This window comes from Natronoglycomyces albus, assembly GCF_016925535.1.
In the GTDB taxonomy this organism is placed as follows: Bacteria; Actinomycetota; Actinomycetes; order Mycobacteriales; family Micromonosporaceae; genus Natronoglycomyces; species Natronoglycomyces albus.
In genome coordinates this window covers 2895584-2921723 of record NZ_CP070496.1, presented here as the reverse complement: position 1 = coordinate 2921723, position 26140 = coordinate 2895584, and the positions used below count along the sequence as shown (strand labels likewise).

Below are 26140 nucleotides of genomic sequence, written 5' to 3'. Positions count from 1 at the left end.
GACGAGAACGCCGAAAGCGCCGCTTGCGCCAGCCTCTACGCCCCGGTCATAAAGGCCAACGCCATCTGTGCCAAGTAATGCGTATCGTCCGTTCCACACATTTCCCGGGCCGAATGCATCGACAGGATCGCCGGTCCGACATCAACCGTTTGCACTCCCAGCCGTGCCGAGGTGATTGCCCCAATGGTCGAACCACACGGCAAGTCATTGCGCTGCACATAAAACTGCGAAGGCACCTCGGCCGCCTCACACGCACGGGTGAACAACGCCTGGCCCTCGGCGCTGGTGGCATAGTTTTGTTCCCCATTGATCTTCAACATGGGGCCGCCGTTGGGCAACGGATGTGTGTCCGGCTCATGACGTTCCGCGTAGTTGGGGTGAACCGCGTGGCCGGTGTCCGAAGACATCATCGCCGAGCGGGCGAGCACCTGGGCGGCCGTGGCCGGGTCGCATGCCCCATCGGTGCCGATCAAGCGACGCAACACCGTATCCAACAGCGGAGACTGCGCGCCCGAATACGATACGGAGCCAATCTCTTCATGATCGTTGGCGATCAGGACCGGGACGACATCCGACTCCTCTTGCGCGGCCGCGATCAAAGCCGCGACCCCCGCGTGAGTGCTCATAAGGTTGTCCAGCCGGGGTGCGGCCAAGAATTCGCTGTCACGGCCCAAGAAAGCTGGGCGTTCGGTGCCACACGTGACCACATCGAAACCAAGCACGTCGGCCGCGTCGACCCCGGCCTCATCGGCTAGGAAGGCAACAAACTCACCCTGCGTTGGCTCGCCCAGGCCCCAAATCGGCGTCATCTGCGTCTGCGCGTTGAGCTTATTGCCGTCGACGTTCACCCTTCGATCCAAGTGGATCGCCAGCCGCGGAACCCGCAATAGTGGCCGATCCACATGGACTAGGACAGTCTCGCCGCTGCGCAGCGCCAAACGCCCCGCCACTCCCAAGTCCCGATCTAGCCACGTGTCATGCGGTACCCCGCCGTAAATCTCTACGCCGATTTGCTGCCAACCGGCCTTGCCCACGTCAGGCAGCGGCTTGACTCGCAATGTGGGCGAGTCGGTGTGCCCTCCGAACACTCGGAAACCGTGCTGGAACTGGCCGGATTCGCGCACATACCAGCCGACCAGCGAACCGCCCCGGATCAGAAAATAGCCGCCGGGCTCGGTCGGCCACTGTTGCGTCTCGGCAAGCTGTTGAAAACCTGCGGCACGCAAACGAACGGCGGCCTGCTCGCAGGCGTGAGACGGAGTCGGGCTGGCGTGGATATACGCCGCCAAGTCCTCGGCCAGAGAGCGGTCAAAACGGGGCATCGGTGACTCCTTGATCTGCTGACAGTGTGCGATTCGGCGCTGCGGGCGGCGACCATGAGCATAATCATCGCTGCCTCGAGACCGCGCCATGGTCAGTGGCGGGCCGACAACCAGTCGCTGTGGTCGTCGTGGTGGCTTATGTAGATGGACGTGGGGAAACTTACCGAGCCTGCCCGCTGGCGATGATGCCCGGGAGTGAGAGCACCCGATGTACAGGTCCGACCGCGAGCGCGGTAGCACTGTGGACGACGAATTGACCCCCGTGACAGGCAACACCAGACTATCTGCCCACCGCTGAGGGGCCGCCGTGACTTCAACCCGGTGAGATACCGGACTCGATGGTGTCCAAAATGGGTCCGGCCAGGCTATTTGTTCACTGTGCGAATCATTGGCTCAGCTAGGGCATTCACTGGCGTTGAATCCGCGCCAGGTCGACGGAGAGGCGACTGTGGTGGAAAGATAGCCGACATGACAACACTGCGACTGGGCGTTGAAGAGCGATACCGGGAGTTCGCGGAGGGGGAATTCGCCGTGATGGCGATCGTCAACCGCACCCCTGATTCATTCTTTGACCAAGGAGCGACGTTCGCATTCGACAAAGCGATAGAGGCAGCCGACCAAGCGGTGACGCAAGGGGCCGACATCATCGATGTCGGTGGCGTCAAAGCAGGTGAGGGGGAACCGCTTCCAGTGGAGGAGGAGATCGAACGGACCGTCCCGTTCATCGCCGCGCTGCGCACGATGCACCCACGAGTGCTGATTTCGATCGACACCTTTCACGAGGCGGTGGCTCGGGCGGCGGTGGCGGCCGGAGCCGACCTCATCAACGACACCTGGGCTGGCTGGGACAAGGGAATCTATGCGGCCGCGGCCGACACCGGGGCCGGGTTGGTCTGTTCTCACACCGGGGGGCTGGCTCCGCGCACGATCGTGAAAAAGGCGGTATATGACGACGTGGTTGACCAGGTGCGTCGCGACCTGGTCACATCGGCCGAATACGCGGTCCAGCGGGGGGTGCGACCCGACGGCATACTCATCGACCCGACCCACGACTTCGGCAAACACACCTATCACTCGCTGGAACTGACGCGGCGTTTGGGCGAGTTGGCCGCAACTGGCTGGCCAGTGCTGGTGGCGCTGTCGCGTAAGGACTTCATCGGCGAGACTCTCGACCTGCCTCCGAAGGAACGGCTATTCGGGACCTTGGGCGCGACGGCGGTTTCGGCGCTCAACGGGGCGCGCATGTTCCGCGCGCACGATGTCCGTGCCACGCGGGAGTTGTTGGACATGGTGGCGACTATTCAAGGCAGCCGCGAGCCGAAAGCCCCCATGCGAAGCCTCTAAGGGTGATTCTCGGCCATGTGACCGGCGACGACCGACCCGCAGCCGCGAGTTCCACATAACCAAAGCTGGATCCGCGACTGCGGGGCTCGGTTCGGTCTCGACTGACGTCACTTGCAGTTGGAGACCATATGATCGACTGCCTCGTCTAGGTCGTCTGTGACGATCATGAGATCGAGATCCGCGTAGCTGATATTGCCCGCCTTGGCCATCGTGTCGCGCAGCCAGTCGACCAAACCACCCCAGAATTCGGTGCCGATGAGGGCGATGGGGAACTTGCCTACCTTATTCGTCTGCACCAACGTCAAAGCTTCGAACAGCTCATCCATCGTCCCGTAGCCGCCGGGAAGCACACAGAATCCCTGACTGTATTTCAGGAACATCACCTTACGGACGAAGAAGTAACGAAAGTCGACCTCCAAATCCGTGTAGGCATTGATGCCCTGTTCAAAGGGCAACTCGATGCCCAACCCGACCGACATTCCGTCTCGGTCCTGCGCCCCCCGATTCGCGGCCTCCATCGCGCCTGGACCGCCGCCGGTGATGACGGTGCATCCGGCCTCCGCGAGCTTGCGTCCCAGCTCGCGGCCCAACGTGTACTCCGGGGTTCCTTCGCCCGAACGCGCCGAACCGAAAACTCCGACCGCTTGCGTCTGGTCCAATTCTGAGAGGGTCTCGAAGCCGTCCACAAACTCCGAGAGAATACGCAACGACCTCCATGCGGCTCGCTGTTTCCACTCTTCGGATCGTTGTGAGTCCAACAAGTGCTCGTCAGCTGTTACTTTGCGGCGACCTACCATGTCAGCCTCAATTCTCTTCGTCGTCCTTAGCTGTCCACTGGGTGCCTTTCGCACATCGATTTTCGCCGCGTGCGAAAGGCACCCAGTGGACTACCAAGAGAGCGTGTCTTAGTGATTGTTCTGGCTCAAGTATCGCCGTAGCACCTGTGCGCAATGGCGGATCTTGTCCTGTTCGACGTGTTCCTCGTGCGTGTGCGCGAGGTTCGGGTCACCGGGACCGAAGTTCATGGCGGGAACTCCCAGTTGCGAGAAACGTGCCACGTCGGTCCATCCCAACTTGGCGTTGACCTCGCCCCCCGCCGCCTGTACGAATTGCTGCGCCGCCGAGCGGTCCAGGCCAGGCTGAGCCGCTGGAGAAGAGTCGGTGAGTTCCACCTCGAACCCCTCGAAAATCTCGTTCACGTGCGCAAAAGCCTGCTCGACGCTCTTATTTGGGGCGAAGCGGTAGTTCACCTCGACCCAACACGAGTCGGGGATGACGTTTCCGGCTATGCCACCGTTGACGAACACCGCGTTGAGACCCTCCCGATACAGGCAACCGTCAATGTCGACCTCTGCGGCCGGATAGGCCTTCAACCTGTTCAACACTTCACCCGCGTGGTGGATGGCGTTGTCACCCAACCATGAGCGCGCCGAGTGTGAACGCTTGCCCGAGGTGTGAACCCGGGCGCGCAATGTTCCCTGACAGCCAGCCTCGACCAGGCCGTACGTCGGTTCCAACAAGATCGCGAAGTCAGCGTCGAGCCAGGCGGGGTGAGCCTTGGCCACTTTGTTCAACCCGTTGCGGTCCGCCTCAACCTCTTCGCAGTCGTAGAAGGCGAACGACAGGTCATAGGGCAGGTTGTCCAACCCGCCGAACTGGTCGGAGTCCAGATTAGCCGCAATCCACAGTGCCAAAGCCGTACCCGACTTCATGTCCGACGTCCCTAGGCCCCACAAGGTATCGCCCTCGAGTCGGGTCGGGAAGTTGTCGTTAACCGGGACGGTGTCGGTGTGCCCGGCCAGCATGATCCGCTTGTCACGGCCCAAGTCGGTGCGATAAATCAGCGTGTTGCCCAGCCGCTGCAAACTCAGGTACGACCGGTCACCCAAAGCGCTCACGATCGCGGCGGTAATGGCTTCTTCGTCTCCTGATACCGACGGAATGTCGCACAGCGCGCGCGTGCATGCCACCGGGTCGCGGAGTACTTCCTCACTCAATTGCGTCACGCTTAAGAACTGTACTCTTCGGGCCGATAGCCTGAAGGGGTGAGTGATTTTGTGAAAGACGCCGCGTGGGGCACCGGTGTAGCCACCGTGACCAGCGACGGCACAGTACTTGACGTGTGGTTTAGCGAGCTGGGCCTAGGAGATTTCCCGCCCGATCGCGAGAAGCCCGAAGTTGACGCGGCCAACCCCAGTGGCACGTTCACCCGAGGTGCGGCCGTGGCCATAACCTCGCTGGCAGAGCCACCGGTCGACACGGCCGATGTTTACCTGCGGCTGCAACTGCTGTCACACCGCCTGGTGGTGCCGCACTCGATCAACCTGGAAGGCATCTTTGGGCTGCTTCCCAATAACGCCTGGACCAACCTGGGGCCAATCCCGCCGACGCTCGTGCCTGAAGTGCGGTTGAACCTGCGGGCACAAGGCCAGCAGCTGCACGTGAAGTCAGTGGATAAATTTCCGCAGATGACCGACTATGTGACGCCTAGCGGGGTCCGGATCGGTGATGCTTCCCGAGTGCGTTTGGGCGCGCATTTGGCCGAGGGCACCACGGTCATGCACGAGGGATTCGTCAACTTCAATGCTGGAACGCTTGGCACCTCCATGGTCGAGGGACGCATTTCGGCCGGGGTTGTCGTCGGTGACGGCTCCGATATCGGTGGTGGCGCGTCGATCATGGGCACGCTTTCCGGCGGAGGCAAGGAAGTCATCGCGATCGGCGAGCGGTGTCTACTGGGGGCTAACTCCGGACTGGGTATCTCGTTGGGCGACGACTGTGTTGTCGCCGCGGGCTGCTATGTCACGGCTGGGGCCAAAGTGTCCCTGCCCGACGGCGGTGTGGTCAAAGCGGCCGCGCTATCGGGCAAGAACAACCTGATGCTGTGGACGAACTCCCAAACCGGAGCCATTGAGGCCCGCCCGCGCAAGGGCACATGGGGCGAGCTCAACGACCAGCTCCACGCGCACAACTAGAACTACTGTCTAGACACAGACACAGTGGGGGGCCGAACCCGAACGGGTTCGGCCCCCCACTGGCACACAGACTTATGCTCCCCTAGCGTCCGGCAGGGGAGAGGCCCAGCGGCTTGCCCGCGAGGCTCTCGCGGCGCACAGCTAGTTTTTCGGCCACCGCGTCAATGGCCTTGGCCACTTCGCTTTCCGGGTTCGATAGCACGATCGGCTCGCCGTTGTCGGAAGCCTCGCGCAAGGTCGGGTCCAGCGGCACTTGTCCTAGCAGCGGCACATTGGCACCCAAATCCCTCGTCAGCGCGTCGGAGACCTGCTGGCCTCCGCCGGCGCCGAAGGGTTCGGTTCGGGTGCCATCGGGCATCGTCATCCAGGACATGTTCTCCACCACGCCTGCGAGGCGCTGGTGAGTTTGGGTTGCGATCGCGCCCGCCCGCTCGGCCACCTCAGCGGCGGCTTGCTGTGGAGTAGTCACGACTAGCAGCTCCGCGCCCGGAAGCAACTGCGCCACCGAAATCGCGATGTCACCAGTGCCGGGCGGCAAGTCGAGCAGCAAAACATCCAACTCGCCCCAGTAAACATCTGCCAGGAACTGTTGCAAAGCGCGGTGCAGCATGGGGCCCCGCCACACCACAGCGGCGTTGCCACGGGTGAACATGCCGATTGAGATGACCTTGACGCCGTGAGCCTGCGGCGGCATGATCATGTCTTCTACCTGCGTGGGGACCTCTTCGGACCCCAACATGCGCGGGACGGAGTGGCCGTAGATGTCGGCGTCTGCCACTCCGACGCTCAGGCCGCGCTTGGCCAGGGCCGCCGCCAAGTTCACCGTCATTGACGACTTACCGACGCCGCCCTTGCCCGAGGCGACCGCGTAGACGCGGGTCCGGCAGCCGGGCTGGTTGAACGGGATGACTGGCTCACTGCCCGCGCCGCTGCTGCCGCGCAGCTTTGTTTGCAGGTCTTTGCGCTGTTCATCGGTCATGGTGCCGAACTCGACATTGACGTCGACAACGCCTTCGACCGTCTGCGCGGCGAGGGTCACGTCACGCAGGAGTTGGTCTTTCAGCGGGCACGCGGCGATGGTCAGCAGGATGCGGACATTGACTGTGGACCCGTCGACATCAATGGTGTCGACCATTCCCAGCTCTGTGATGGGACGGCGAATTTCAGGATCGTTGACCTTCCCGAGGGCCTCTCGGACGGCCTCGGTGATCACGGAAGCATCTGACATGACCTAATCGTAACTTCCGTTGCGTTCGAGCTGCTAACGCAAGGAGCCGAAGGGTGAACCCTTACATACACGCGGCGTGTGCGCCCGCCCGAATCGCAACTTATGGTGCCTTTAGATCGATGTGGGCTATATGACGGTATAGCTACGTTTTGGGGTAAAAGTGTCTGGGCTGCTATTGGGTGCGCGGCTCCTCGTAGGTGGTGGTTTTGTATCGTTCCACCGCCATTGCCGGTGGCCACGGCCGACCCACCACGCGCATGTTCTCCCAGAACTCTTCGGGCCAACCGCCCTTCTTCAACAGTGATGCCACGAATCGCTCGGGGTCGGGCAAGTGTTCCCATACCGCTGGCAGATAGGTGGCGTGTCGAGATCCATCGCGCAGTGTCACTCCGTCGATGCCGGGCTGCAACCCCGCGCACAGTTGGCGAAAGTTGTCCACGTGCCATGGAGTCGGTTTCGACAACACTGAAATGGAGATGTGTATGTCGGGCAATTCCTCGAGCGTCACCGGCTCCATGCGGGGGTCAGCCGCTGCCAAGGAAGCATTGCGCGCCACGTCCGCCGCCAGCGACCGCACCGCTCGCAGTGAGCCGATACATCCCCTTAGCTTTCCATCACGAATCAAGGTGACAAACGTCGCTCCTGGATCTCCCATGAAGTCTCGGTCGCTCTCGTCGACGGCGTCCTTGGACGATGCCACCAAATCGGCAGTGTTCCCACCGTGCAACGTTGTCTCGATCGCGTCCCTGGCCAAGGTGCACAAGATGTTTGCGAGTTCACTCATCGGTCCATCGTGACACTTGCGGAGACTATTCTGTTGCCACGCCCCGATGAGGGTCGGATTTTTGGTCGATACGTGAGAGGATTTGCCCATGCAACGATCAGTCCGCCCTACAGCCGGTCACAGCATTGCCGCTACCAGCGAAGCAATTGCTGCGCAACGGGAAACGATCGACGGTCTCTCACCGGAGGACACCATCGACATTCGTATTAGTTCATCTGATCAGCCCAGTGCGGATCCCAGCCGGCTGCAGGAACTTGACTCCCTCGCGGGCCGGATCGCGTTGGTCACCGGCGCTGGAAGCCCTGATGGCATCGGTATGTCGGTGGCGCATCGTTTGCGCCTAGCCGGTGCCAAGGTCGCGATCGTGTCGACCACAAAACGGATTCACGAGCGGGCCGAGGAGATCGACGCCACGGGTTTTGTCGCGGATTTGACCAACGACGCCGAGGTGGCCGGTTTGGCCGACGCGGTGAACGAGCAGGTCGGTGAGCCGGACATCGTGGTGAACAATGCGGGCCTGACCTCGAAGACGGGTCCAGCGGTGGTGCGCCCTGTCGCTCAGATGTCGGTGGAGGACTGGCGGCGCGAAGTAGCTCGCAACCTGGACACGGCGTTCTTGGTCAGCCGAGCCTTTGTGCAAGGTATGGCCGAACGTGGCTGGGGGCGGGTCGTCAATGTGGCGGCGGCCAACGGCGTGGTGAACGCAGTGCCAGCCGAGGGCGCCTACGCGACGGCGAAGGCCGGGGTCGCGGGTTTGACCCGCTCGCTGGCGGTGGAACTCATCGCTGACGGTGTCACGGTCAACGCGGTCGCTCCGGGCCTGGTCCGTACCGGGTCCTCGACGGTCCCGGAACTGCAGCGTGGCTTGGATAGCCCCATTGGTCGTCCGGGTACGCCAGATGAGGTGGCCAGCGCGGTCGCGTTCTTTTGCGGTCCGGCGGCGTCCTACGTCACAGGTCAGATCCTGGTGGTCGATGGTGGGGATAGTATTCGGGCATAGGCCGCTGTGATCGGGGCCGTGCGCCACGGGTGCTGCGGGCTCTGTGTGCCTTCCGGGGCGGGGATGCGACGCTAGCGACATTGGCGAGCGCTGCGATTTTCTCCCGGGTGGGCCGTTTGTCGCATGGCAGTCGAAACTATTACCCGACTCGGTCGTTACTCCCGCATGATGAATTCTCAGCTGGCGGACACCGAGCCTCACGCATCTGTGGAGGATGGCTCCATGACTACGTCCAATGCTGACCGGTCAGTCTCGTCTTTTCCGGATCCCCTGCGTGCGCGCTGGGTGACGGGCCTGGTTTTGGCGCTGGGTGGGGTAGTCGGTCTCGCGGGTTCGTTCGGGTTGACCTATGAGCGTTTCGAGATGCTCATGAACCCTGAGCATGTGCTGGGGTGCGACATCAACCCGTTGCTGTCGTGCGGCTCGGTCATGGAAACGAATCAGGCGATGCTGTTCGGTTTCCCTAATCCGTTGGTCGGTTTGATGACCTTCCCGGTCGTCGTGGTCTTCGGAGTCGCGCTCTTGGCTGGTGCACGTTTTCCACTGTGGATGTGGCGTGGCCTGTGGGTGGGGGCCTTGGGTGGCATCGTGTTCATCCATTGGCTGATCTACCAGTCGGTGTTCAACATCGGTGTTCTGTGCCCCTATTGCATGGTGGTGTGGACGGCGATGCTGCCGACCTTTTGGTTCCTGACGGTTTTCAATCTCAAGAACAATGTTTTCCCGGTCTCGCGGGGATGGCGGGGACCGGTCGATGATCTGCTGCGTTTCCACTGGTTGGGCCTAGTGCTGTGGGTGGGGCTTATCGTCGGGCTGATCGGCATCGAGTTTTGGTTTTACTGGAGCACGCTCTTCTAAGCGCTTACCTAAAACCAAGCCGCCAGCTTTGTGGAACGTCGACAATATTTTTCTTTGCATTTGTGGGCATCTCCGCGAGTCTTCAGCATTTTTCTGGAAGCTCGTGTCATGCTATATGCATAAACGGGGCGATTGTCTCGTTTGGCCATTGCCCGGGCCCACAAACGCATATCGGGACACGAGCAGCGCATCTGCCTAAGGTGCGAATGCGCCGTGGCCATGCGCACTGGCGTTTCCAGGGGTTGGACGGTGGCGGGATGGTGGGTATAGGGGAGGGGAGCCCGGTACAGTTCGGTTTTTCGGGGGCTAGGAACGAAACCGCCTCATCCGCGCCCTTTTACGCAGTGGACTCAAACCCTCAAGTTCCCCGCCCGGCCAAAGGCCTCCAACCTCGGTCCCGCAACCAAGTCACTCACGTGTGCAGGCTATGAGCCTCGCATAAGGAGCGAGCCTGGCCTTCACCCCAGATGCAAGCCCGAAGGCTCCAGCCATCCCCCATCGGTCAGATACTCCATAACCTTGTCAACACCTTGGTCCACGCTGATCTTGGAGGTGTCGATGGTCAGCTCGGGGTTGGTCGGTTCCTCATACGGGTCGCTGATCCCCGTGAACTCTTTGATCTTGCCCGCCCGCGCCTTCGCGTACAGGCCCTTGCGGTCGCGCGCCTCGCACACTTCCAACGGTGTCGCCACGTGCACAAGCACGAAATCCGCGCCAGCCGCATCCGCCAGCGCCTTGGCGACGTCTCGGTCGGCCACATAAGGAGCGATCGGACACGCTAGGGCGATACCACCGTGCCGTCCGACCTCGGCGGCCACATAGCCGATTCGGCGCACATTTGTCGACCTATCAGTCTGGGAGAATCCGAGCCCCGAGGACAGCAACTGACGCACCACGTCGCCGTCGAACAATGACACGGTTCGGTCTCCCGATTCCACGAGCGTCTCATGGACACCCCGGGCGATCGTCGACTTTCCGGAGCCAGACAAACCGGTGAAGAACACCACGAGTCCGCGTTCACGCCGTGGCGGCCGAGTACGGCGCAACTCGGCCGCGACCGCAGGAGGGGTGTGCCACTCAGGCAACCCAAACCCTCGGTCCAGCATGTCGGCCACTTCCGCGTCGGTCAGGCCCGCGCGTTGAAATGGTGGCTCGATCTCGTCAATGGCGCGCCACTGGCCGTCCCGGGTGTCATAACCCAATTCGCGCGGCAGCATGGCCCGCACCTTGGTGCCACCGGAGAGCGCGCCCGAGCCAGTCAGCAGATGTGTCGCGCCGTAGGCGGCTGCGACGCGGGCCGATAGCAGCCCGTCACGAATCTTGTCGCCCCTTTGAGACAGCGGAACGGTAATGATCGTGGCCGCTGGGAGCCGGTCCTTGGCAGCCAGAATCGAGCGCACCAAGGCGGCGGCGGGAAGACGCAGCGGCGGCGATCCGGCCACGGCGTTGCCGGTGGGGATCATGAGGAGAACGTGCGCGGCGAGTGTATGTGCGGCACGGGTGATTTGTGCCAGCTGGGGCCGGTGCAAGGGGCCTTGCACGATATGGGCGAGCACTCGCGGCTTTGTGTACGTTTCCTTGGCCTCTTCAGGCGTAGCGCGAAGATCAGAGAAGATCCCGGTTTCGGCCTCGGCGATGCGGCGGACGGGCCCACCCACCCGCACCATGTCGGGGCCCAGTGGGTCCAACTGGTGGCATTCGACCGCGGCTACCGGCGCGCCCTCGGCATCGGTGATGCGTAGGACTCGGCGGCGGCGTTCCTCGTGGTCGACCTCCTCGGCAATGGAAGTGGGGATGTCCAACGTGACCGGGGTGGGCCACGAACTGCCGTCCAACAGTCGTGCCGCCTCAGAGACCTGCCGGGCCTCTTGTGCGCTCATGAAACCGGTCAGGGGCTGGTAGGCGCCACACAACAGCAGCTCCAAGTCCGCCAGCTCGTGGGGGAGCGGGGTATGGCTTGGGGCCTCCGCCAGAATTTCATCAGGCAAAACCCAGTCAGACATTGCCGTGCTGTCCCTTCCTCGCCGGTGGTCTTTCCAACCTTAGGTCATGTGTGACATGCCGCATCGATTCTTAACTCTTTGTTCCTATCGATACTCATGGCGACCTCAGGTCGGGCTGTTGTGGGCCGCGCGGCCGCGCCGCAGCCACTGTCCACGCCCTCCTCTGCGGCAAGGCATTCCCAACGTAGCGTGTCCCTACGACAGGCCGGAGGCGTTTGCGTAGCCGTCGGCGGCATTGCCGAACTTGGTGGAGCCGCCGAGTATGAAGATACGCAAAGCTCTCGCGTGCTTCCACAGCGGCTGGTCCCCTTGCGGCCCGTGGGACGCCCACGTTAAAAGGGGAACAGGTAAGACCTCCGGGCCGCTCAAACAGTGGACGGTGGCACCTTGGCCACGAGCAGACGAAGGTGCTGTCTCTAACGTAGGATTTGGCCCAGTGGTGGACAGTGTCGTCCTCATGCGCCGCCCCTCCTGCCTATTTATGACGGAGACTAATTACATGGAGACCCGCGATACCGGCCAGACAGACGACACCCAGCTACGCGCCGACATCCGCCGCCTCGGCAACTTGCTGGGCGAATCCCTGGTTCGCCAAGCCAGCCCGCAGCTGCTCGAACTTGTCGAGGAAGTGCGCTCCCTGGTTCGCACCGACCCCACCGCCGTCACACGTCGCCTCGCCCGGCTGGAGGTAACCGAAGAGGTTGACCTCGCCCGGGCCTTCGCGACGTACTTCCACTTGGCCAACATCGCCGAGCAGGTCCACCGGGCCCGAGACCTGCGTCGACTGCGGGTGGAGTCCGGAGGATGGCTAGAACGGGCCTGTACTGAGATCGCCGCAGCCGGAATCAGCCCCGAACGGGTGACCGAAGCCGCCGAACGCCTCGAAGTTCGCCCTGTGTTCACCGCTCACCCGACCGAAGCGGCCCGCCGCTCGATCCTGGCGAAGCTACGCAAAGTCGCAGATCTCTTGGAGTCCGAAGCCATCGATGAGGCCACCATCGGGTGCGCTCACACCGAAGCCACCGATGCCCGGCTGGCAGAAATCATCGACATGCTGTGGCAGACCGATGAGCTGCGCGTGGAACGCCCCGAACCCACCGACGAGGCGCGCAACGCGGTCTACTATTTGGCCGATTTGTACCGCGACGCGGCCGGGCAGGTCCTCACCGACCTTTCCCAAGTCCTCACTCACCTGGGCGCACCCCCTCGCTCGCAGGAAGCCTCACTGCGGTTTGGCACCTGGATCGGTGGCGACCGCGATGGCAACCCGTTTGTCACTCCGGACGTAACGCGGCAAGTGCTCATCATGCAGCATGAGCACGGCATCGCCGCCGCCGAAGGAGCGGTCGGGGAGCTGCTTGGCGAGTTGTCGGTCTCCGAGGCGATCCAGCCGGCGACCCCCGAACTGATGGAGTCTTTGCACGCGGACCTGGAGCACCTCGACATTGCCAAGCGTTTTCAACGAGTCCACTCCGAGGAACCGATCCGGCTCAAGGCCCGCTGCATCATCGCGAAACTCGGTAACACCCGCCGCCGCCATGCCGAGGGCCTGGAACACCGCGAGGGGGTCGACTACCTCGACGCCGGTGGACTCTTGGCCGACCTACAGTTGATCCGCGACTCGCTGGCCCGCCACCGTGGGCAGTTGGCCGCCCGGGGCATTGTCGACCGCGTCATGCGCACCGTCGCCGCCTTTGGGTTGCAGCTAGCCACGTTGGACGTGCGGGAGCATTCCGACGCCCACCATGAAGTGCTAGCGGAGATGTTCGACGCCACCGGAGAACTGGACCGCACCTACGCTTCGCTCAGCGCCGACGAACGAAACCAGCTGCTGGCCCGGGAACTTTCGGGACATCGCCCCCTCTCAAGCATGTACGTCGACCTAACTGAGGCCAACCGCAAGACGTTCGGGGTCTTCTCCGCGATTCGCGATGCCCGCAAGCAATTCGGTCCCGAAGTCGTCGAGTCCTACATCATCTCCATGACGCACGATGCCGCAGACGTGCTCGCCCCGGCGATCCTGGCCCGCGAAGCTGGCCTCATCGACGTTCACGCCCGTCGTGCCGACATCGGCTTCGTTCCCCTACTGGAGGGCATCGAGGAACTCAACAACGCCGACACACTCATTGACAGCCTCTTGAGCCTGCCCGCCTATCGAGGAATCGTGGAAGCGCGCGGCAACGTGCAAGAGGTCATGCTTGGCTACTCCGACTCCAATAAGGAGTCCGGTATCGCCGCCAGCCAGTGGTCGATTCAAGCCGCGCAGCGCCGCCTGCGTGACACGGCTGCCAAATATGGGGTGCGGCTGCGGCTCTTCCACGGCCGTGGGGGCACCGTCGGTCGCGGCGGCGGGCCAACCTACGAGGCGATTCTCGCCCAGCCTTCGGGTACCTTGGACGGCTCGATCAAGATCACCGAGCAAGGTGAGGTGCTCTCCGACAAATACACACTTCCCGCGCTGGCCCGCGAGAACCTGGAACTGACCGTCGCCGCCTCGCTGAAGGCGACACTGCTGCATGTGGAGCCGCGTCACGACACGGCCGTCCTCGACAACTGGTTCTCCATCATGGACCAAATTTCGCAGGAAGCCAAGCAGTCCTATCGGGACCTGGTGACACAAGAGGGGCTCGCCGAATACTTCTGGGCGGTCAGCCCCACCGAACTGTTGGGCGCGTTGAACATCGGTTCACGGCCAGCAAAACGTCCCAATATGGCCGCAGGCCTCGACGGCCTTCGAGCCATTCCTTGGGTGTTCGGCTGGACCCAGTCTCGCCAAATCGTGCCCGGCTGGTACGGCGTCGGCACCGGGCTCAAGGCCGCCCGCGAAGCGGGGCTCAGCGAAGAAATCAAAGACATGTACGGCTCATGGCGTTTCTTCGGCAACTTTATATCCAATGTAGAGATGACGCTGGCCAAGACCGACCTGGACATCGCGCGGCTGTATGTCGATTCCCTCGTTCCGCCCCACCTGCACTCGATCTTCGACCAGATCACAGAAGAGTACGAGCGCACCTGCGCCGAACTGCTCAACCTCACAGGCGGATCGCAACTGCTCGAGACCAACCCGCAGCTGCAACGCACCTTCATCGTCCGCGACCGCTATTTGGCGCCCCTGCACCACTTGCAGGTATCGCTGCTGCGCCGCTACCGATCTGAAGGCGACGCGGTGGACCCACAGCTAAAGCGGGCGCTTCTGGTGACAGTCAATGGCATCGCCGCCGGATTGCGCAACACCGGCTGATACCAACGAGCTATACAGCGGCCCAGGGAAACTAAAACTTTCCTTGGGCCGCTTCGTATCGAGATCACCTAAGAGCTCCTATCAGGTTTCTCTTCCTGCTGCGGTGGAGTGATGTCGCGCCTGGCCGCGTTGTCGGCCCTTGCCCATACCCGCTGGGTATGAACAAGGGCCTCCGCCTCCCCACGCACTGACAGCACACCATCCTCGCCACGGAAACAAACCTGATAGGAGCTCTAAGGGCTGGCAAACTCCATTCCCCACCTCGGCGATGCCCGCGTGCCCTCGAGCGCTCACGGTCGGCTTTGTGCCCAGAAGATCTCGGACACACTGCTCACCCCGAATAATCAAGGTTGCACCCGTCTGGCAACCTAGACCATGAATTCTTGAGCACTATTCGGGTCATTCCTGCACGCCCGCAGGGGAGGACGTCCGCAGAGGTAGACGAGCCGACGCAAACGTCACCGTGGACGCCCGGACAACGCTCGTTCGAGTTCGTGCTCCCCGATTGACACTCCTATGAGGAGACCCCACCATGGTCATGGGCCCCACCCACGCGATGTCCGGTGCCGCCGCCTGGCTCGGAGCTTCGGCGATCGCCTCAAGCTTCTTCGACATCCATCAGCACCCCGCCGAACTCGCCGTCGGCACCATCATTTGCGCTGGGGCCGCGCTCTTCCCCGATATCGACTGCGCCGGTCGCGTCCTCACCAACCGCGGCGGCTCCACAGTGGCCCGATCCTTCGGTCGCGTGTCCATGGTCTTGGCCAACATTGTCGAACGCCTCTGCATTGGCATATACATGGCCACTAGGACCAAAAAGGACGGCACAAGACGAAATGGTCACCGCACCTTCACCCATACCTGGGTCTTCGCCATCCTCATGGGATTCGGAACCGGCGCGCTAGCCAGCAACTTCGGAAAACCAGCCGTCATCGGCATCCTGTTCTTCCTCACCGGTCTGGCAGTCCGCGGCCTCATGGCCAACACCGCCCGCGACAAGGGCTGGATCATCACCACCGGCGCCTCGCTCGTGTGCGCCTTTGGCATGTTCCACGTCCTCCCCCCAGACCGCTCCTATGCCCTGCTGGGCATCGCCATGGCCATGGGCTGTTTCATTCACACCCTTGGCGACATGATCACCAAAATGGGCTGCCCAGTGCTGTTCCCCATCCCCATCGCCGGCAAAGTCTGGTACGACGTCGGCCTGCCCGACTTCATGGCATTGCGCGCCGGAGGAGTGGCCGAAAAGAAATACCTCATGCCCGCCCTCACTATCCTCACCCTCATTGGCATGTTCTGGAACGTCCCCGAGGTGCAAACAATGGTCACCGGTCTCATCCGGCAGGCCTAAGCCCCACCGCCCACCGCGCGCATAATCCCAGTCGCCGCCCGGGCACCGAGATTCGTCCGTCCCAAAACAACTCCCACCAACTCCGGATGGTGACCCGGCTCACCCTCGGTGCTGGTGGGCCTTTATGGCCGGGACAATGTCCGATGCGCCCAGTAAGGTAGTCCGGGTGGCTCGCCGACCCTCTGGGGCCAGACCGAGCCCCTCCGCCGAGAGAAATCTCGGCTATTCGTCGTGCCAAATCCCGGGGTGTAACCAGTGACCGAACCGCAACTTCTCCCACTACTCAATGCCGCCGCACACGCTCCGGCTCTGCGCAAACTCACCGACCTGGCCAGCCAAGACCACCCCACGGCACTCGACCTGGTCGCCGTACCCGGAGCCCGGCCCACCGCGCTGGCCGCTGTGGCCCGACAACTCAGCGATGGAATCCTCCTCGTCATCACCGCAACCAGCCGCGAAGCGGAGGAACTCACCGCCGCTCTCGCCGCCTACCTGCCCGAAGAGAACATCGGCTACTACCCGGCCTGGGAAACCCTCCCGCACGAACGCCTCTCCCCGCGCTCGGACACGGTGGGCCGCCGCATCCAACTGCTACACCGACTCGTCGGTCACTCCAACGAGCACACCGCGCCGTTGAAAGTCGTCGTCACACCCGTACGCGGAGCTTTGCAGCCCCAACTGAAAGGTCTGGGGAAACTGCGGCCCATCCGCCTGCGCGAAGGCGACGAACAAGACCTGACCAGCCTGGCCAATGCCTTGCACGACCTCGCCTATGAGCGCGTCGACTTGGTCGAAAAGCGCGGCCAGTTCGCCCTACGCGGCGGCATCCTCGACGTTTTCCCACCCACGGCCGAATACCCAATCCGGCTGGAATTCTTCGGCGACGAAATAGACTCCTTGCGCTACTTTTCCGTTGCCGATCAACGCTCCCTTGACAAGGTTCCCGAGCTCATCGCCGAGCCCTGCCGGGAGCTGCTTCTCACCCCCGAGGTCCGCCAGAAAGCCCAGGAGCTGGCGCATACCTATCCAAACCTGGCGGATATGTGCTCAAAACTTGCCGAAGGTATCCCACAAGAAGGCATGGAATCACTCCTGCCAGTCCTGTGCGGGGCCGACCAAATGGAGCTACTCCACGAGAACCTCCCCGCCAGATCGCTGGTGGTGGCCGTCGAACCAGAGCGCATCAGCTCCCGCGCCCATGAAATGGTCGCCACCTCCACCGAATTTCTCGAAGCCTCTTGGTCCGCGGCCGCCGCAGGATCCGAAGCACCCATCGACCTAGGAGCGGTCACTTTCCGCGACCTCGCCCAGGCACGTACCTCGGCTCTGGCCCTAGGCCATGGCTGGTGGACCATTAGCCCCTTCGCCTCGGCGCCGGAGGAGTCCGACTCCGCGGCCGCTGAGCTAGCCGCCATCACCGGTGAATCGGGCCTTGCGCTGTCAGCCGAATTCGATAACCATGTTTCGGTGCAGATGGCCGCCGCGGCCGCCCCGCGCTATCACGGAAACTCCAAGGACCTCGTTCACGATGTGAAGCGCTGGACAGCTGAGGGTTGGCAAGTCGCCTTGGTCTATCCCGCGATTGGCGGGGCCAAACGCGCCGCCGAACAGTTGGGAGACTTCGGCGTTGGCGCCCGAGTGGAGGCCAAACCCGAGCAGATGGAGGCCGGGACGGTCCTGGTATGCGTGGGGCCGTTGCCAGTGGGTTTCGTCGATGAGACCGCCCGCCTGGCTGTCATCACCGCCGCCGATGTGGCTGGCGGCAAGATATCCGCTGGCGCTCGCCAAGCTCGCCGCGCACCGGCCCGCCGCAAGGGAGCGGTCGATCCTCTCGAACTCAAAGAAGGCGACTACGTCGTCCACCAGCAGCACGGCGTCGGCAAATATATCGAAATGGTGCGCCGCACCATCGGTGGAGCCCAGCGGGAATACCTCGTCATCGAATACGCCCCCTCCAAGCGAGGCCAGCCCGGTGACCGGTTGTTCATGCCCACCGACTCACTCGACCAGCTGTCGCGTTACGTGGGCGGCGAAATGCCGACTGTGCACAAGCTGGGAGGCTCCGACTGGACCAAGGCGAAGAATCGGGCGCGTAAGGCCGTCAAGGAGATCGCCGCCGAGCTGATCCGTCTATACGCGGCCCGCCAAGCTACGCAGGGGCACGCCTTCGCGCCCGATACGCCTTGGCAACAGGAACTGGAGGATTCGTTTGCCTTTATCGAAACCCCCGACCAGTATCAGGCCATCGTTGACACTAAGCGCGATATGGAAGCCGTCATGCCGATGGATCGCCTGGTATGCGGGGATGTTGGCTATGGAAAGACCGAAGTTGCCGTGCGGGCCGCGTTCAAAGCGGTGCAAGACGGTAAACAAGTCGGCATTCTCGTACCTACGACGTTGTTGGCCAGCCAGCACTTGAAGACATTTCAAGAGCGTATGGGCCAGTTCCCGATTCGTATCCGGCAACTGTCGCGCTTCCAAACACTTTCCGAGGCCCGCCAGATCCAGGAGGGGCTGGCCAAGGGAGAGATTGACATCGTCATCGGGACCCACCGACTGTTGCAGTCGGAGACCCGGTTTAAGGACCTAGGTCTGTTGATCGTGGACGAGGAGCAACGGTTCGGAGTTGAGCACAAGGAGAAGCTGAAGGCGTTGCGCGCCTCGGTGGACGTGCTGACCATGTCGGCCACGCCGATCCCTCGCACCTTGGAAATGGCGGTCACCGGCCTCCGGGAGATGTCGACCATCGCCACCCCGCCGGAAGAACGCCATCCAGTCTTGACCTATGTGGGGGCGTGGGAGGCCAAGCAGGTCGCCGCGACGATTCGTCGGGAACTGCTGCGGGATGGCCAAGTGTTTTACCTGCACAACCGGGTGGAGTCCATCGATAAGGCGGCCCGCACGCTACGTGATTTGGTGCCGGAGGCGCGCATCGCCACCGCACACGGGCGCATGGGGGAGAAGCAGCTCGAACAAATCATGCAGGGCTTCTGGGAAGGCGAATACGACGTCCTCATCTCTACCACCATCGTGGAGTCGGGCATCGACATTCCCAATGCCAATACCCTGATTGTCGAGCGCGCCGACCACCTGGGGCTGTCTCAGTTGCATCAGATCCGCGGCCGGGTTGGGCGTGGCAGGGAACGCGCGTACGCCTATTTCCTGTATCCGCCCGAGCAGCCCCTATCGGACACCGCGCATGAGCGTTTGGCCACGATCGCCCAGCATTCGGAGCTGGGGGCGGGCATGTATGTGGCCATGAAGGACTTGGAGATTCGAGGGGCCGGAAACCTCTTGGGAGCCGAGCAATCGGGACATATCGCCGATGTCGGTTTCGACCTGTACTTGCGCATGGTTGGCGACGCGGTGCGCCGTTACAAGGGAGCCAAGGACGAACAACTCCCGCCAGTGAAGATCGAGCTGCCGGTTGAAGCCCACCTACCGGTCGATTACATCTCAGTGGAGCGGCTGCGCTTGGAGATGTACCGCAAGATCGCCGAAGTGCGTGACGAGGCCGAACTAGATGCGGTGCGCGAAGAACTGGAGGACCGCTACGGAGCCCTGCCCGACTCGGTGGAGAACTTGCTGCATGTGGCGAACTTCCGCCTTTTGGCCCGTCGCTTCGGGCTGCAAGAGGTGGCACTCCAGGGACGCAACTTGCGTTTCTCACGGGTGACGCTGCCCGATTCCAAGCAAATGCGGCTGAAACGGCACTACCCGGAAGCCGTGTACAAGGACACCGCCGGGCTCATTTCCATCAAGCGCCCGTCGACGGCCCGGGTGGGTGGCACGCCAATGGAAGGCCTGCCGCTCTTGCAATGGTGCGCCGATCTCATCACCGATGTGTTTCCCCAGCCCAGCGACCACAGTCAACCTGTGGCCAACTAACGGCGGCACGGTGATGGGCGGCCGAGCTGAGCGCAGACGGCGGCGGAATAATGCCAGGCGCTCAATGCCCACAGTGGGATAAAATGGAATCGCCACCGATCGTATGACCCCGCACCTTGGACGTATCACTGGTGAACTCACGACGCGGCACCGATCTTGGTGATCGGGGCATTAAAGCGTGAGATCCTCACCGGTGGCGGCCCCTCAGGGGACGAGCGCAGTAGGTGCGACTACCCTCACAGCACAGAACCCCGATACACACAGGGCTCATCCAAACGGTGCCGTCGGCTGTCGCGCCTCACCTCCAGACGAGGCGGGGCTAAGTGGCCCGAGCCCGGCCCTGATGTGTTCATCGACGGCAATGCACCTCACAAAATCAGTGCACTCGCAAACACGTGCACGAGTACAAAGGCGGTTCAGATGCGGCACACTTCCGCGACCAAGCGCAGACTCCTGACCATGGCGGGCCTCGGACTCACCGCCACCCTCGCCTTGACCGGATGTCAGGTCGAACAGGGCGCGGCGGTCTTCGTCGGCGATGAGCGTATTGATGAGGAAGTCGTCGACAGCTATATCGACGAGCACCTCCAAGCGCGCGGTTTCGATCTGGCCGAGCAGGGCCACGCGGACTTTTCCGAAGAGCGGCAGAGCCTAGTCGCGGCCGTCACTTGGGTGGAATTGGGCCGCCAGATGGGTTTGGACTCGGAGGGGATTCTCACGCCCGCGTGGTCGGACCCTGGCACGATTGAGCAGCTGTTCACTGAAGAGTCCGTATATCGGGGGCAGATTGTTTCCGCCCTGCTGGAAGACCACATTCCCGACCAGATCACCGACGAACACTTGCAGTCGGTGCAGAACGACTTGACCGAGCATGGTCTGCACGGGGAGATCAACCCCGAATACCAGCATCTTCCGCTTTTGGTGGCGCTCTCCCTGGCCAGCGAGGACCTGAGTGAGCAAGTCGGCGACTATGACATCAAGATCAACCCTCGTTACGGCGATGTGCGGCTGGAGCTTCTGCCCGAGGAGATCCTTGCCGAAAGCCCTGAGCTGGCTGGCCTGTACGTCTTGGAGTTTTAGGACCGATGACTCCCACCGACGCCGATGACGCGCGCCGCCCTTCGACTCACGATTCGTCGTTGTCCGAAGGTGGCGCGGCCTCGCGTGCGGACGCGGCCGGGCCTGGGCTGAAGACGGTCGTCCACTGGCTGGTCACCTCCCCGCGTTTGCCTGCGGGCCTGCTGTCTGCCGAGGCGTGGGACACGGTTCGCTCCTCCGTGACGGTCGTAGCGCCGGCTGAACATCCTCAGATTGAGGCATTGTGCGCCTCGGGAGTGGACGTGGCGCTGGCAGGCTCAGCGGCGGAGGCGTTGGAGCTGCTGGAAGATGGTGGCGTGTGGCTGGCTAGCACCGCTCCGGTGGATTCCGATTCCGACAAGAGCATTGACGCGGTTTTGGTCGAGGAGTTCGCCGCGAGCACCGCATCCGGTGAGATTAGCTTGGAGATCCTCTATGGTTCTTGGGATCCGCCGGGGGCGCGGTTGTTGGACTTGGTGGAGATCATTGACCAGTTGCGTGTTGACTGCCCTTGGCAGAGTGCGCAAGGGCATCGGTCTCTGGCTCCGTATTTGCTGGAGGAGACCTACGAGGCGCTTGACGCTATCACCGATGAGAACCGGGACGCCTTGCGCGAGGAGCTGGGCGACGTGTTGTTTCAGCCGCTGTTGCACGCTCGGATCGCCTCGGAGCATGCTTCGGAGCCGTTCAGTATCGACGATGTGGCCTCTGACCTCATCGATAAGCTGATTCGTCGCCATCCTCACGTTTTTGGCGAGGCCGATCCGGCGAATTTGTTCCAGCTGTGGGATGAGGCCAAGGCCGCCGAGAAACCTGAGCGTAGGGACGATCCGGCTACTGGGGTCTCTGAGCAGCTGCCCGCTTTGGCTTATGCGGCGAAGGTCATGGATCGCTTTGCGATGGCGGGGCGGCCCATTGAGGTTCCGGTCTTGCCCGAGTCGGCTTCGCGATTGATGCTCGACGAGGTGGGTACGGGGATCATGTTGCTGGCGGTGATTCGGGTTGCCCTGCAGAACGGCATCGACCCTGAGCTGGCCTTGCGCAATACGATGCGTTTTGTGGTGGCCTCTGGGGGGCAGGTGCGTCGCCTGCCCGGCAACGATGGGGATGGCGATAGTGGCGAGCAGCATCAGTGAGCTGCATCATAGCCAATCTGTCCACGGCGTGACGCCACTGAGTGGCATCGGAGACCTTTCGCCGGGCTGTCTAGAGATCACTCTGGTGCGCCCGAAAGGACGGCGAAGTTCCAGTGCAATCACTGTAGATCGAATCTTATGCATGTATGTGAATAGTGCTCGCCGAGCATTCGTTCCATTTTAGACCCATAACGAAGAAATAACTTTTTGCTGGTCAAATCGCATACCGATAAGTGTGTTTGACTCGACAACTCTGAGTCTAGGGGTTACCCAGCGGGCAAAAATTTGCTATTTTCGTACACATGCCACTTGGCGAAAATAGTGACACCGGAAAAGGCGCTCAGCACTACACCGCTGATCGCCAGACCGCCTATTCCTCCGCCGACGAGTTCGGTGACGAAGCAGGCGAGCCCGAAAAGCGCCCTACCTCACCGAGGAACCAGGGCGTGGAGAACGACGCAACTGCCAGTGCCTCCTATGGCGGCACTTCTAGAGGCACGGTTCACCAGAACCCCGCCTTTGAGAACCCAGCCGTCCAAAGCGGTGCCGAACCAGGCCCGAACTCAACGGCGACCGACCAGCCTCAGCTCACCTTCGATCAGCCAACCGCTGACGATGGAGCAGCTATCTGGCATCTTGTCGGAGAAATCGGCAATCTCGACCTCAACTCACGTTATTTCTACGTGCTGTGGGGCCGCGATTTCGCCGCCGACTCCGTGGTGGTCCGCGACGGAGACCGCATCGCGGGCTTCATCGTCGGATACCGACGCCCTGAATCGGTCGACACCCTGTTCGTCTGGCAAGTTGCGGTGTCTCCTCACTATCGTCGCCAAGGTTTGGCGCGGCGTATGCTCGACCACTTGTGGAACCGGCTACGCCCGCTAGGAGTCAACTTCGTGGAATCGACGGTGACTCCGGACAACAAAGCGTCCATGCGGCTGTTTGAGTCGTTTGCCGAAGGGCATAACGCCGAACTTACGCGTGACGTGCTGTTCTCTGAGCAGATGCTAGGCGAAGGGCATGAACCGGAGGTCCTGCATAGGATCGGCCCGGTTCCGTCCGACGCTTAAACATCGCCCTACCCGGGTCCCACGTTTTGCCGCCCGGGTAAGCGCTCAGCGGCGGTCCAGGCAACCGCTTGCACTGCCCTGGGAAGCAGAGACAGCTCGATAGGCCGACCCTAAGAGACTATGCAGGTATTCGAAAAAGTCGAATCAGAAGTCCGTTCATACTGCCGTAGCTGGCCGACCGTCTTCACCACCGCGTCGGGCAGCCGTCTAAAGGACGAAAGCGGCAAATCATACATCGATTTCTTTGCCGGGGCCGGTTCGCTCAACTACGGGCACAACCACCCGGTCATCAAACAAGCACTCCTGGACTACCTGGCCGAGGACAACATCATCCACGGCCTGGACAAGTTCACTGTCGCCAAGCGCGATTTCCTGGAGACCTTCGACGAGATCATCCTGACTCCGCGTCAGCTCGACTACAAGGTTATGTTCCCAGGACCGGCTGGCAACAACGCCGTCGAAGCGGCACTGAAACTCGCCCGTAAATACACCGGCCGCGAGACAGTCATCAGCTTCACCAACGGCTTCCACGGGATGACTCTGGGGGCGCTCGCCGTCACCGGTAACTCCATGAAGCGTGGAGGCGCGGGTGTGCCGCTGAACAACGTGGCCACCATGCCCTTCGACAACTACATGGACGGGCAGATGCCCGACTTCCTATGGCTACGAAGCCTGCTGGAGGACTCCGGTTCAGGCCTGGACCAGCCAGCGGCTGTCATCGTCGAAACCGTTCAGGGCGAGGGCGGCATCAACGTCGCCTCGGACGAATGGCTGCGAGGGCTACAGGAAGTGTGCCGCGAATACGGCATGCTCCTGATCGTGGACGACATCCAAATGGGTTGCGGACGCACCGGGCCGTTCTTCTCCTTCGAACGCGCCGGTATTCAACCCGACATCGTCACCATCTCCAAGTCCCTCTCCGGTCTGGGTATGCCATTTGCCCTGACCATGATGAAGCGGGAACTGGACGTATGGGAGCCGGGCGAACACAACGGAACCTTCCGCGGATTCAACCCCGCCTTCGTCACCGCCACGGCGGCGCTGGAGCACTTCTGGCGCACCGACGAGCTAGCCAACAGCGTTCACCAAACCGGTGAATGGCTCGACGGCCAGCTGAAGGAACTCATCACCGAACACGCCAGCCTCAACATGTCCACCCGTGGACAAGGCCTGGCGCGCGGACTGGTCTTCGAAAACCCCGAGCACGCCTCCAAGGTGTGTTCCGAGGTCTTCCAGCGCGGACTTCTCATGGAGTCGGCCGGAGCCGAAGACGAGGTCGTGAAGTTCCTGCCGCCGCTGACGACATCGGACGCCGAGTTCAAGGAAGGCATCGGCATCCTTGCCGACGCCGTCGAAGCCGTAGGGAGGAACTCCTAGATGATCGTCCGTCGTTTGGAAGACCTCGTCGGCTCCGAGAACGATGTTCTGGGTAACGACCGCGACAAGGCCGAGGGCACCTGGCGCTCCCGGCGTCTACTACTGGCCAAGGACAAGGTCGGATTCTCGCTGCACGACACTGTGCTATACGCGGGAACCTCCACGACCATGTGCTATGCCAACCACATCGAGGCCGTCTACGTCATTGAAGGCGCTGGCGAGCTTGCCGATCACGAGACCGGGGAAACACACAAGTTGGCCCCGGGAACGATGTATCTGCTCAACGGGGGTGAACGCCACACGCTGACCGCGCACGAGGATCTGCGTTGCGTCTGTGTATTCAACCCACCTGTAACGGGAAGGGAGGTGCACGACGAAAACGGCGTTTACCCGCTGCTAACAGAGGACGACGAGGAGGCCACCTCATGACCGTCCACGATATGTACCCCACCCGTGGCAGCCGCGAGCCAGCACTGCTGTATCGGCACGATGACCCGACCGTCTACGGCAAGCCCGAAGACGGGATGTTGACCGCTGAACAGCTGGCTCATCACGAGGCCGCAGGTTACACCGACATTGAACAACTGCTCAATGACGCCGAGGTGGAAAAGTACGCCGAGGAGATGGACCGTCTCCTCCAAGAAACCCAGAAGTCTGCCACCAGCGCCGATCAGGGTGACGATGAGCATGTGGTGCGTGAGGACGAACGCCAAGAGGTGCTTTCGATCTTCGATGTGCACCGCAACTCTGAGCTTTTCGCCGAGCTGATCTCCGATGAGCGCGTCGCCGGAGTGGCCAGGCAGATTCTGGGCTCTGAGGTGTACATCCACCACAGCCGCATTAGCTATAAGCCAGGTTTGGTCGGTACGCCGTTCTACTGGCACTCTGACTTTGAGACTTGGCACGCCGAAGACGGCATGCCGCGTATGCGCGCGGTGACGTTGTCGTTGGCCTTGACTGACAACACCGAGCACAACGGTTCGGTGATGGTCATGCCCGGTTCGCATAAGGTGTTCGTCTCCTGCGTCGGAGACACGCCCGATGAACACTACAAGTCCGCGTTGCAAGATCAGCGGATCGGGACGCCCGACGACGTGAGTTTGGGGATGCTGGCTGAGAAGTACGGTATCCAACAGCTCAACGGCCCGGCAGGTTCGGCAACGTGGATTGACTGCAATCTGATGCGCGGCACCAACGGCAACATCACGCCGTTTGCCCGTGCCAACTTGGTGGTGGCGTTCAATAGCGTCGAGAACGAATGTGGCGAGCCCTATCGAGCCGATGAGGCCCGCCCGGACTTTCTCGCCCGTGACGTCGAGCCAATTTAGTACATAACCGGATATGGCACGTACTGGGCGCGGTGGCGCCCAGGAGAGCCAGTCAGGGATACCGAGGGTCCTACCCGGTCTTTGAGCAGCAATCTTCACTGCTGTGGATAAGACCGAGTGGGGCCCTTCGGCGTGTGTGACAGTGTAGATAGACCGAT

19 protein-coding genes are annotated in these 26140 nt (G+C 62.1%); 13 read left to right on the top strand and 6 right to left on the bottom strand.

The features are described from left to right. Positions 1–35: 35 nt before the first annotated feature. The gene (locus JQS30_RS12550) at positions 36–1322 is read right to left on the bottom strand and encodes a M18 family aminopeptidase (RefSeq protein ID WP_213170592.1); all 1287 of its coding nucleotides are present in this window, start codon (positions 1320–1322) and stop codon (positions 36–38) included. Between the two features lie 459 nt (positions 1323–1781). On the opposite strand from JQS30_RS12550, the gene folP reads away from it, so the two are divergent. Further along, the gene (gene folP / locus JQS30_RS12545) at positions 1782–2666 is read left to right on the top strand and encodes a dihydropteroate synthase (RefSeq protein ID WP_425498872.1); all 885 of its coding nucleotides are present in this window, start codon (positions 1782–1784) and stop codon (positions 2664–2666) included. A gap of 107 nt (positions 2667–2773) precedes the next feature. Here the strand turns inward: folP and JQS30_RS12540 are convergent, their stop codons facing one another. Beyond that, a complete protein-coding gene (locus JQS30_RS12540; protein ID WP_213170590.1) occupies positions 2774–3463 on the bottom strand; it encodes an LOG family protein in 690 nt (229 codons plus the stop codon). 108 nt (positions 3464–3571) lie between these two features. Beyond that, a complete protein-coding gene (gene dapE / locus JQS30_RS12535) occupies positions 3572–4672 on the bottom strand; it encodes a succinyl-diaminopimelate desuccinylase (RefSeq protein WP_213170589.1) in 1101 nt (366 codons plus the stop codon). A gap of 39 nt (positions 4673–4711) precedes the next feature. Here dapE and dapD point away from each other — a divergent pair, with 39 nt between their 5' ends. Then, positions 4712–5641, top strand: coding sequence for a 2,3,4,5-tetrahydropyridine-2,6-dicarboxylate N-succinyltransferase (dapD, locus tag JQS30_RS12530; protein WP_213170588.1), 930 nt, complete (start codon positions 4712–4714; stop codon positions 5639–5641). A gap of 82 nt (positions 5642–5723) precedes the next feature. On the opposite strand, the gene JQS30_RS12525 is transcribed toward dapD, so the two are convergent. Next, positions 5724–6869, bottom strand: a complete 1146-nt coding sequence (locus JQS30_RS12525; protein ID WP_213170587.1) for an Mrp/NBP35 family ATP-binding protein — start codon at positions 6867–6869, stop codon at positions 5724–5726. A gap of 172 nt (positions 6870–7041) precedes the next feature. Continuing rightward, positions 7042–7653, bottom strand: coding sequence for an AmmeMemoRadiSam system protein A (gene amrA, locus JQS30_RS12520; protein WP_213170586.1), 612 nt, complete (start codon positions 7651–7653; stop codon positions 7042–7044). An 88-nt stretch (positions 7654–7741) separates the two neighbouring features. On the opposite strand from amrA, the gene JQS30_RS12515 reads away from it, so the two are divergent. Together JQS30_RS12515 and JQS30_RS12510 are read left to right on the top strand one after the other, a co-directional pair. Then, positions 7742–8653 (top strand): SDR family NAD(P)-dependent oxidoreductase, encoded by a 912-nt coding sequence (locus JQS30_RS12515; protein WP_213170585.1) that lies wholly within the window; start codon positions 7742–7744, stop codon positions 8651–8653. A gap of 222 nt (positions 8654–8875) precedes the next feature. Beyond that, positions 8876–9511, top strand: coding sequence for a vitamin K epoxide reductase family protein (locus JQS30_RS12510; protein ID WP_213170584.1), 636 nt, complete (start codon positions 8876–8878; stop codon positions 9509–9511). 458 nt (positions 9512–9969) lie between these two features. Here the strand turns inward: JQS30_RS12510 and cysC are convergent, their stop codons facing one another. Further along, positions 9970–11514, bottom strand: coding sequence for an adenylyl-sulfate kinase (cysC, locus tag JQS30_RS12505; RefSeq protein WP_213170583.1), 1545 nt, complete (start codon positions 11512–11514; stop codon positions 9970–9972). A gap of 499 nt (positions 11515–12013) precedes the next feature. Here cysC and ppc point away from each other — a divergent pair, with 499 nt between their 5' ends. From ppc to thpD, 9 genes are all read left to right on the top strand, one after another. Further along, positions 12014–14755, top strand: a complete 2742-nt coding sequence (ppc, locus tag JQS30_RS12500; protein WP_213170582.1) for a phosphoenolpyruvate carboxylase — start codon at positions 12014–12016, stop codon at positions 14753–14755. Positions 14756–15287: 532 nt separating this feature from the next. Then, positions 15288–16106 carry a metal-dependent hydrolase gene (locus JQS30_RS12495; RefSeq protein WP_343076136.1) on the top strand — a complete coding sequence of 273 codons (819 nt, stop codon included), beginning with the start codon at positions 15288–15290 and terminating at the stop codon, positions 16104–16106. 255 nt (positions 16107–16361) lie between these two features. Continuing rightward, positions 16362–19994: a transcription-repair coupling factor gene (mfd, locus tag JQS30_RS12490; protein WP_213170580.1), complete on the top strand. Its 3633-nt coding sequence runs from the start codon at positions 16362–16364 to the stop codon at positions 19992–19994. Positions 19995–20414: 420 nt separating this feature from the next. After that, on the top strand, positions 20415–21074 hold the full coding sequence (locus tag JQS30_RS12485; protein ID WP_213170579.1) for a hypothetical protein: 660 nt from the start codon (positions 20415–20417) through the stop codon (positions 21072–21074). 5 nt (positions 21075–21079) lie between these two features. Beyond that, the gene (locus JQS30_RS12480; RefSeq protein WP_213170578.1) at positions 21080–22207 is read left to right on the top strand and encodes a nucleoside triphosphate pyrophosphohydrolase; all 1128 of its coding nucleotides are present in this window, start codon (positions 21080–21082) and stop codon (positions 22205–22207) included. Between the two features lie 302 nt (positions 22208–22509). After that, positions 22510–23277, top strand: a complete 768-nt coding sequence (ectA, locus tag JQS30_RS12475) for a diaminobutyrate acetyltransferase (RefSeq protein ID WP_213170577.1) — start codon at positions 22510–22512, stop codon at positions 23275–23277. A gap of 120 nt (positions 23278–23397) precedes the next feature. Next, positions 23398–24654, top strand: coding sequence for a diaminobutyrate--2-oxoglutarate transaminase (ectB, locus tag JQS30_RS12470; protein ID WP_213170576.1), 1257 nt, complete (start codon positions 23398–23400; stop codon positions 24652–24654). Further along, positions 24655–25083: an ectoine synthase gene (locus JQS30_RS12465; RefSeq protein WP_213170575.1), complete on the top strand. Its 429-nt coding sequence runs from the start codon at positions 24655–24657 to the stop codon at positions 25081–25083. Continuing rightward, positions 25080–25982, top strand: a complete 903-nt coding sequence (thpD, locus tag JQS30_RS12460; protein ID WP_213170574.1) for an ectoine hydroxylase — start codon at positions 25080–25082, stop codon at positions 25980–25982. Before JQS30_RS12465 ends, thpD begins: the two co-directional genes overlap by 4 nt. Positions 25983–26140: the final 158 nt, after the last annotated feature.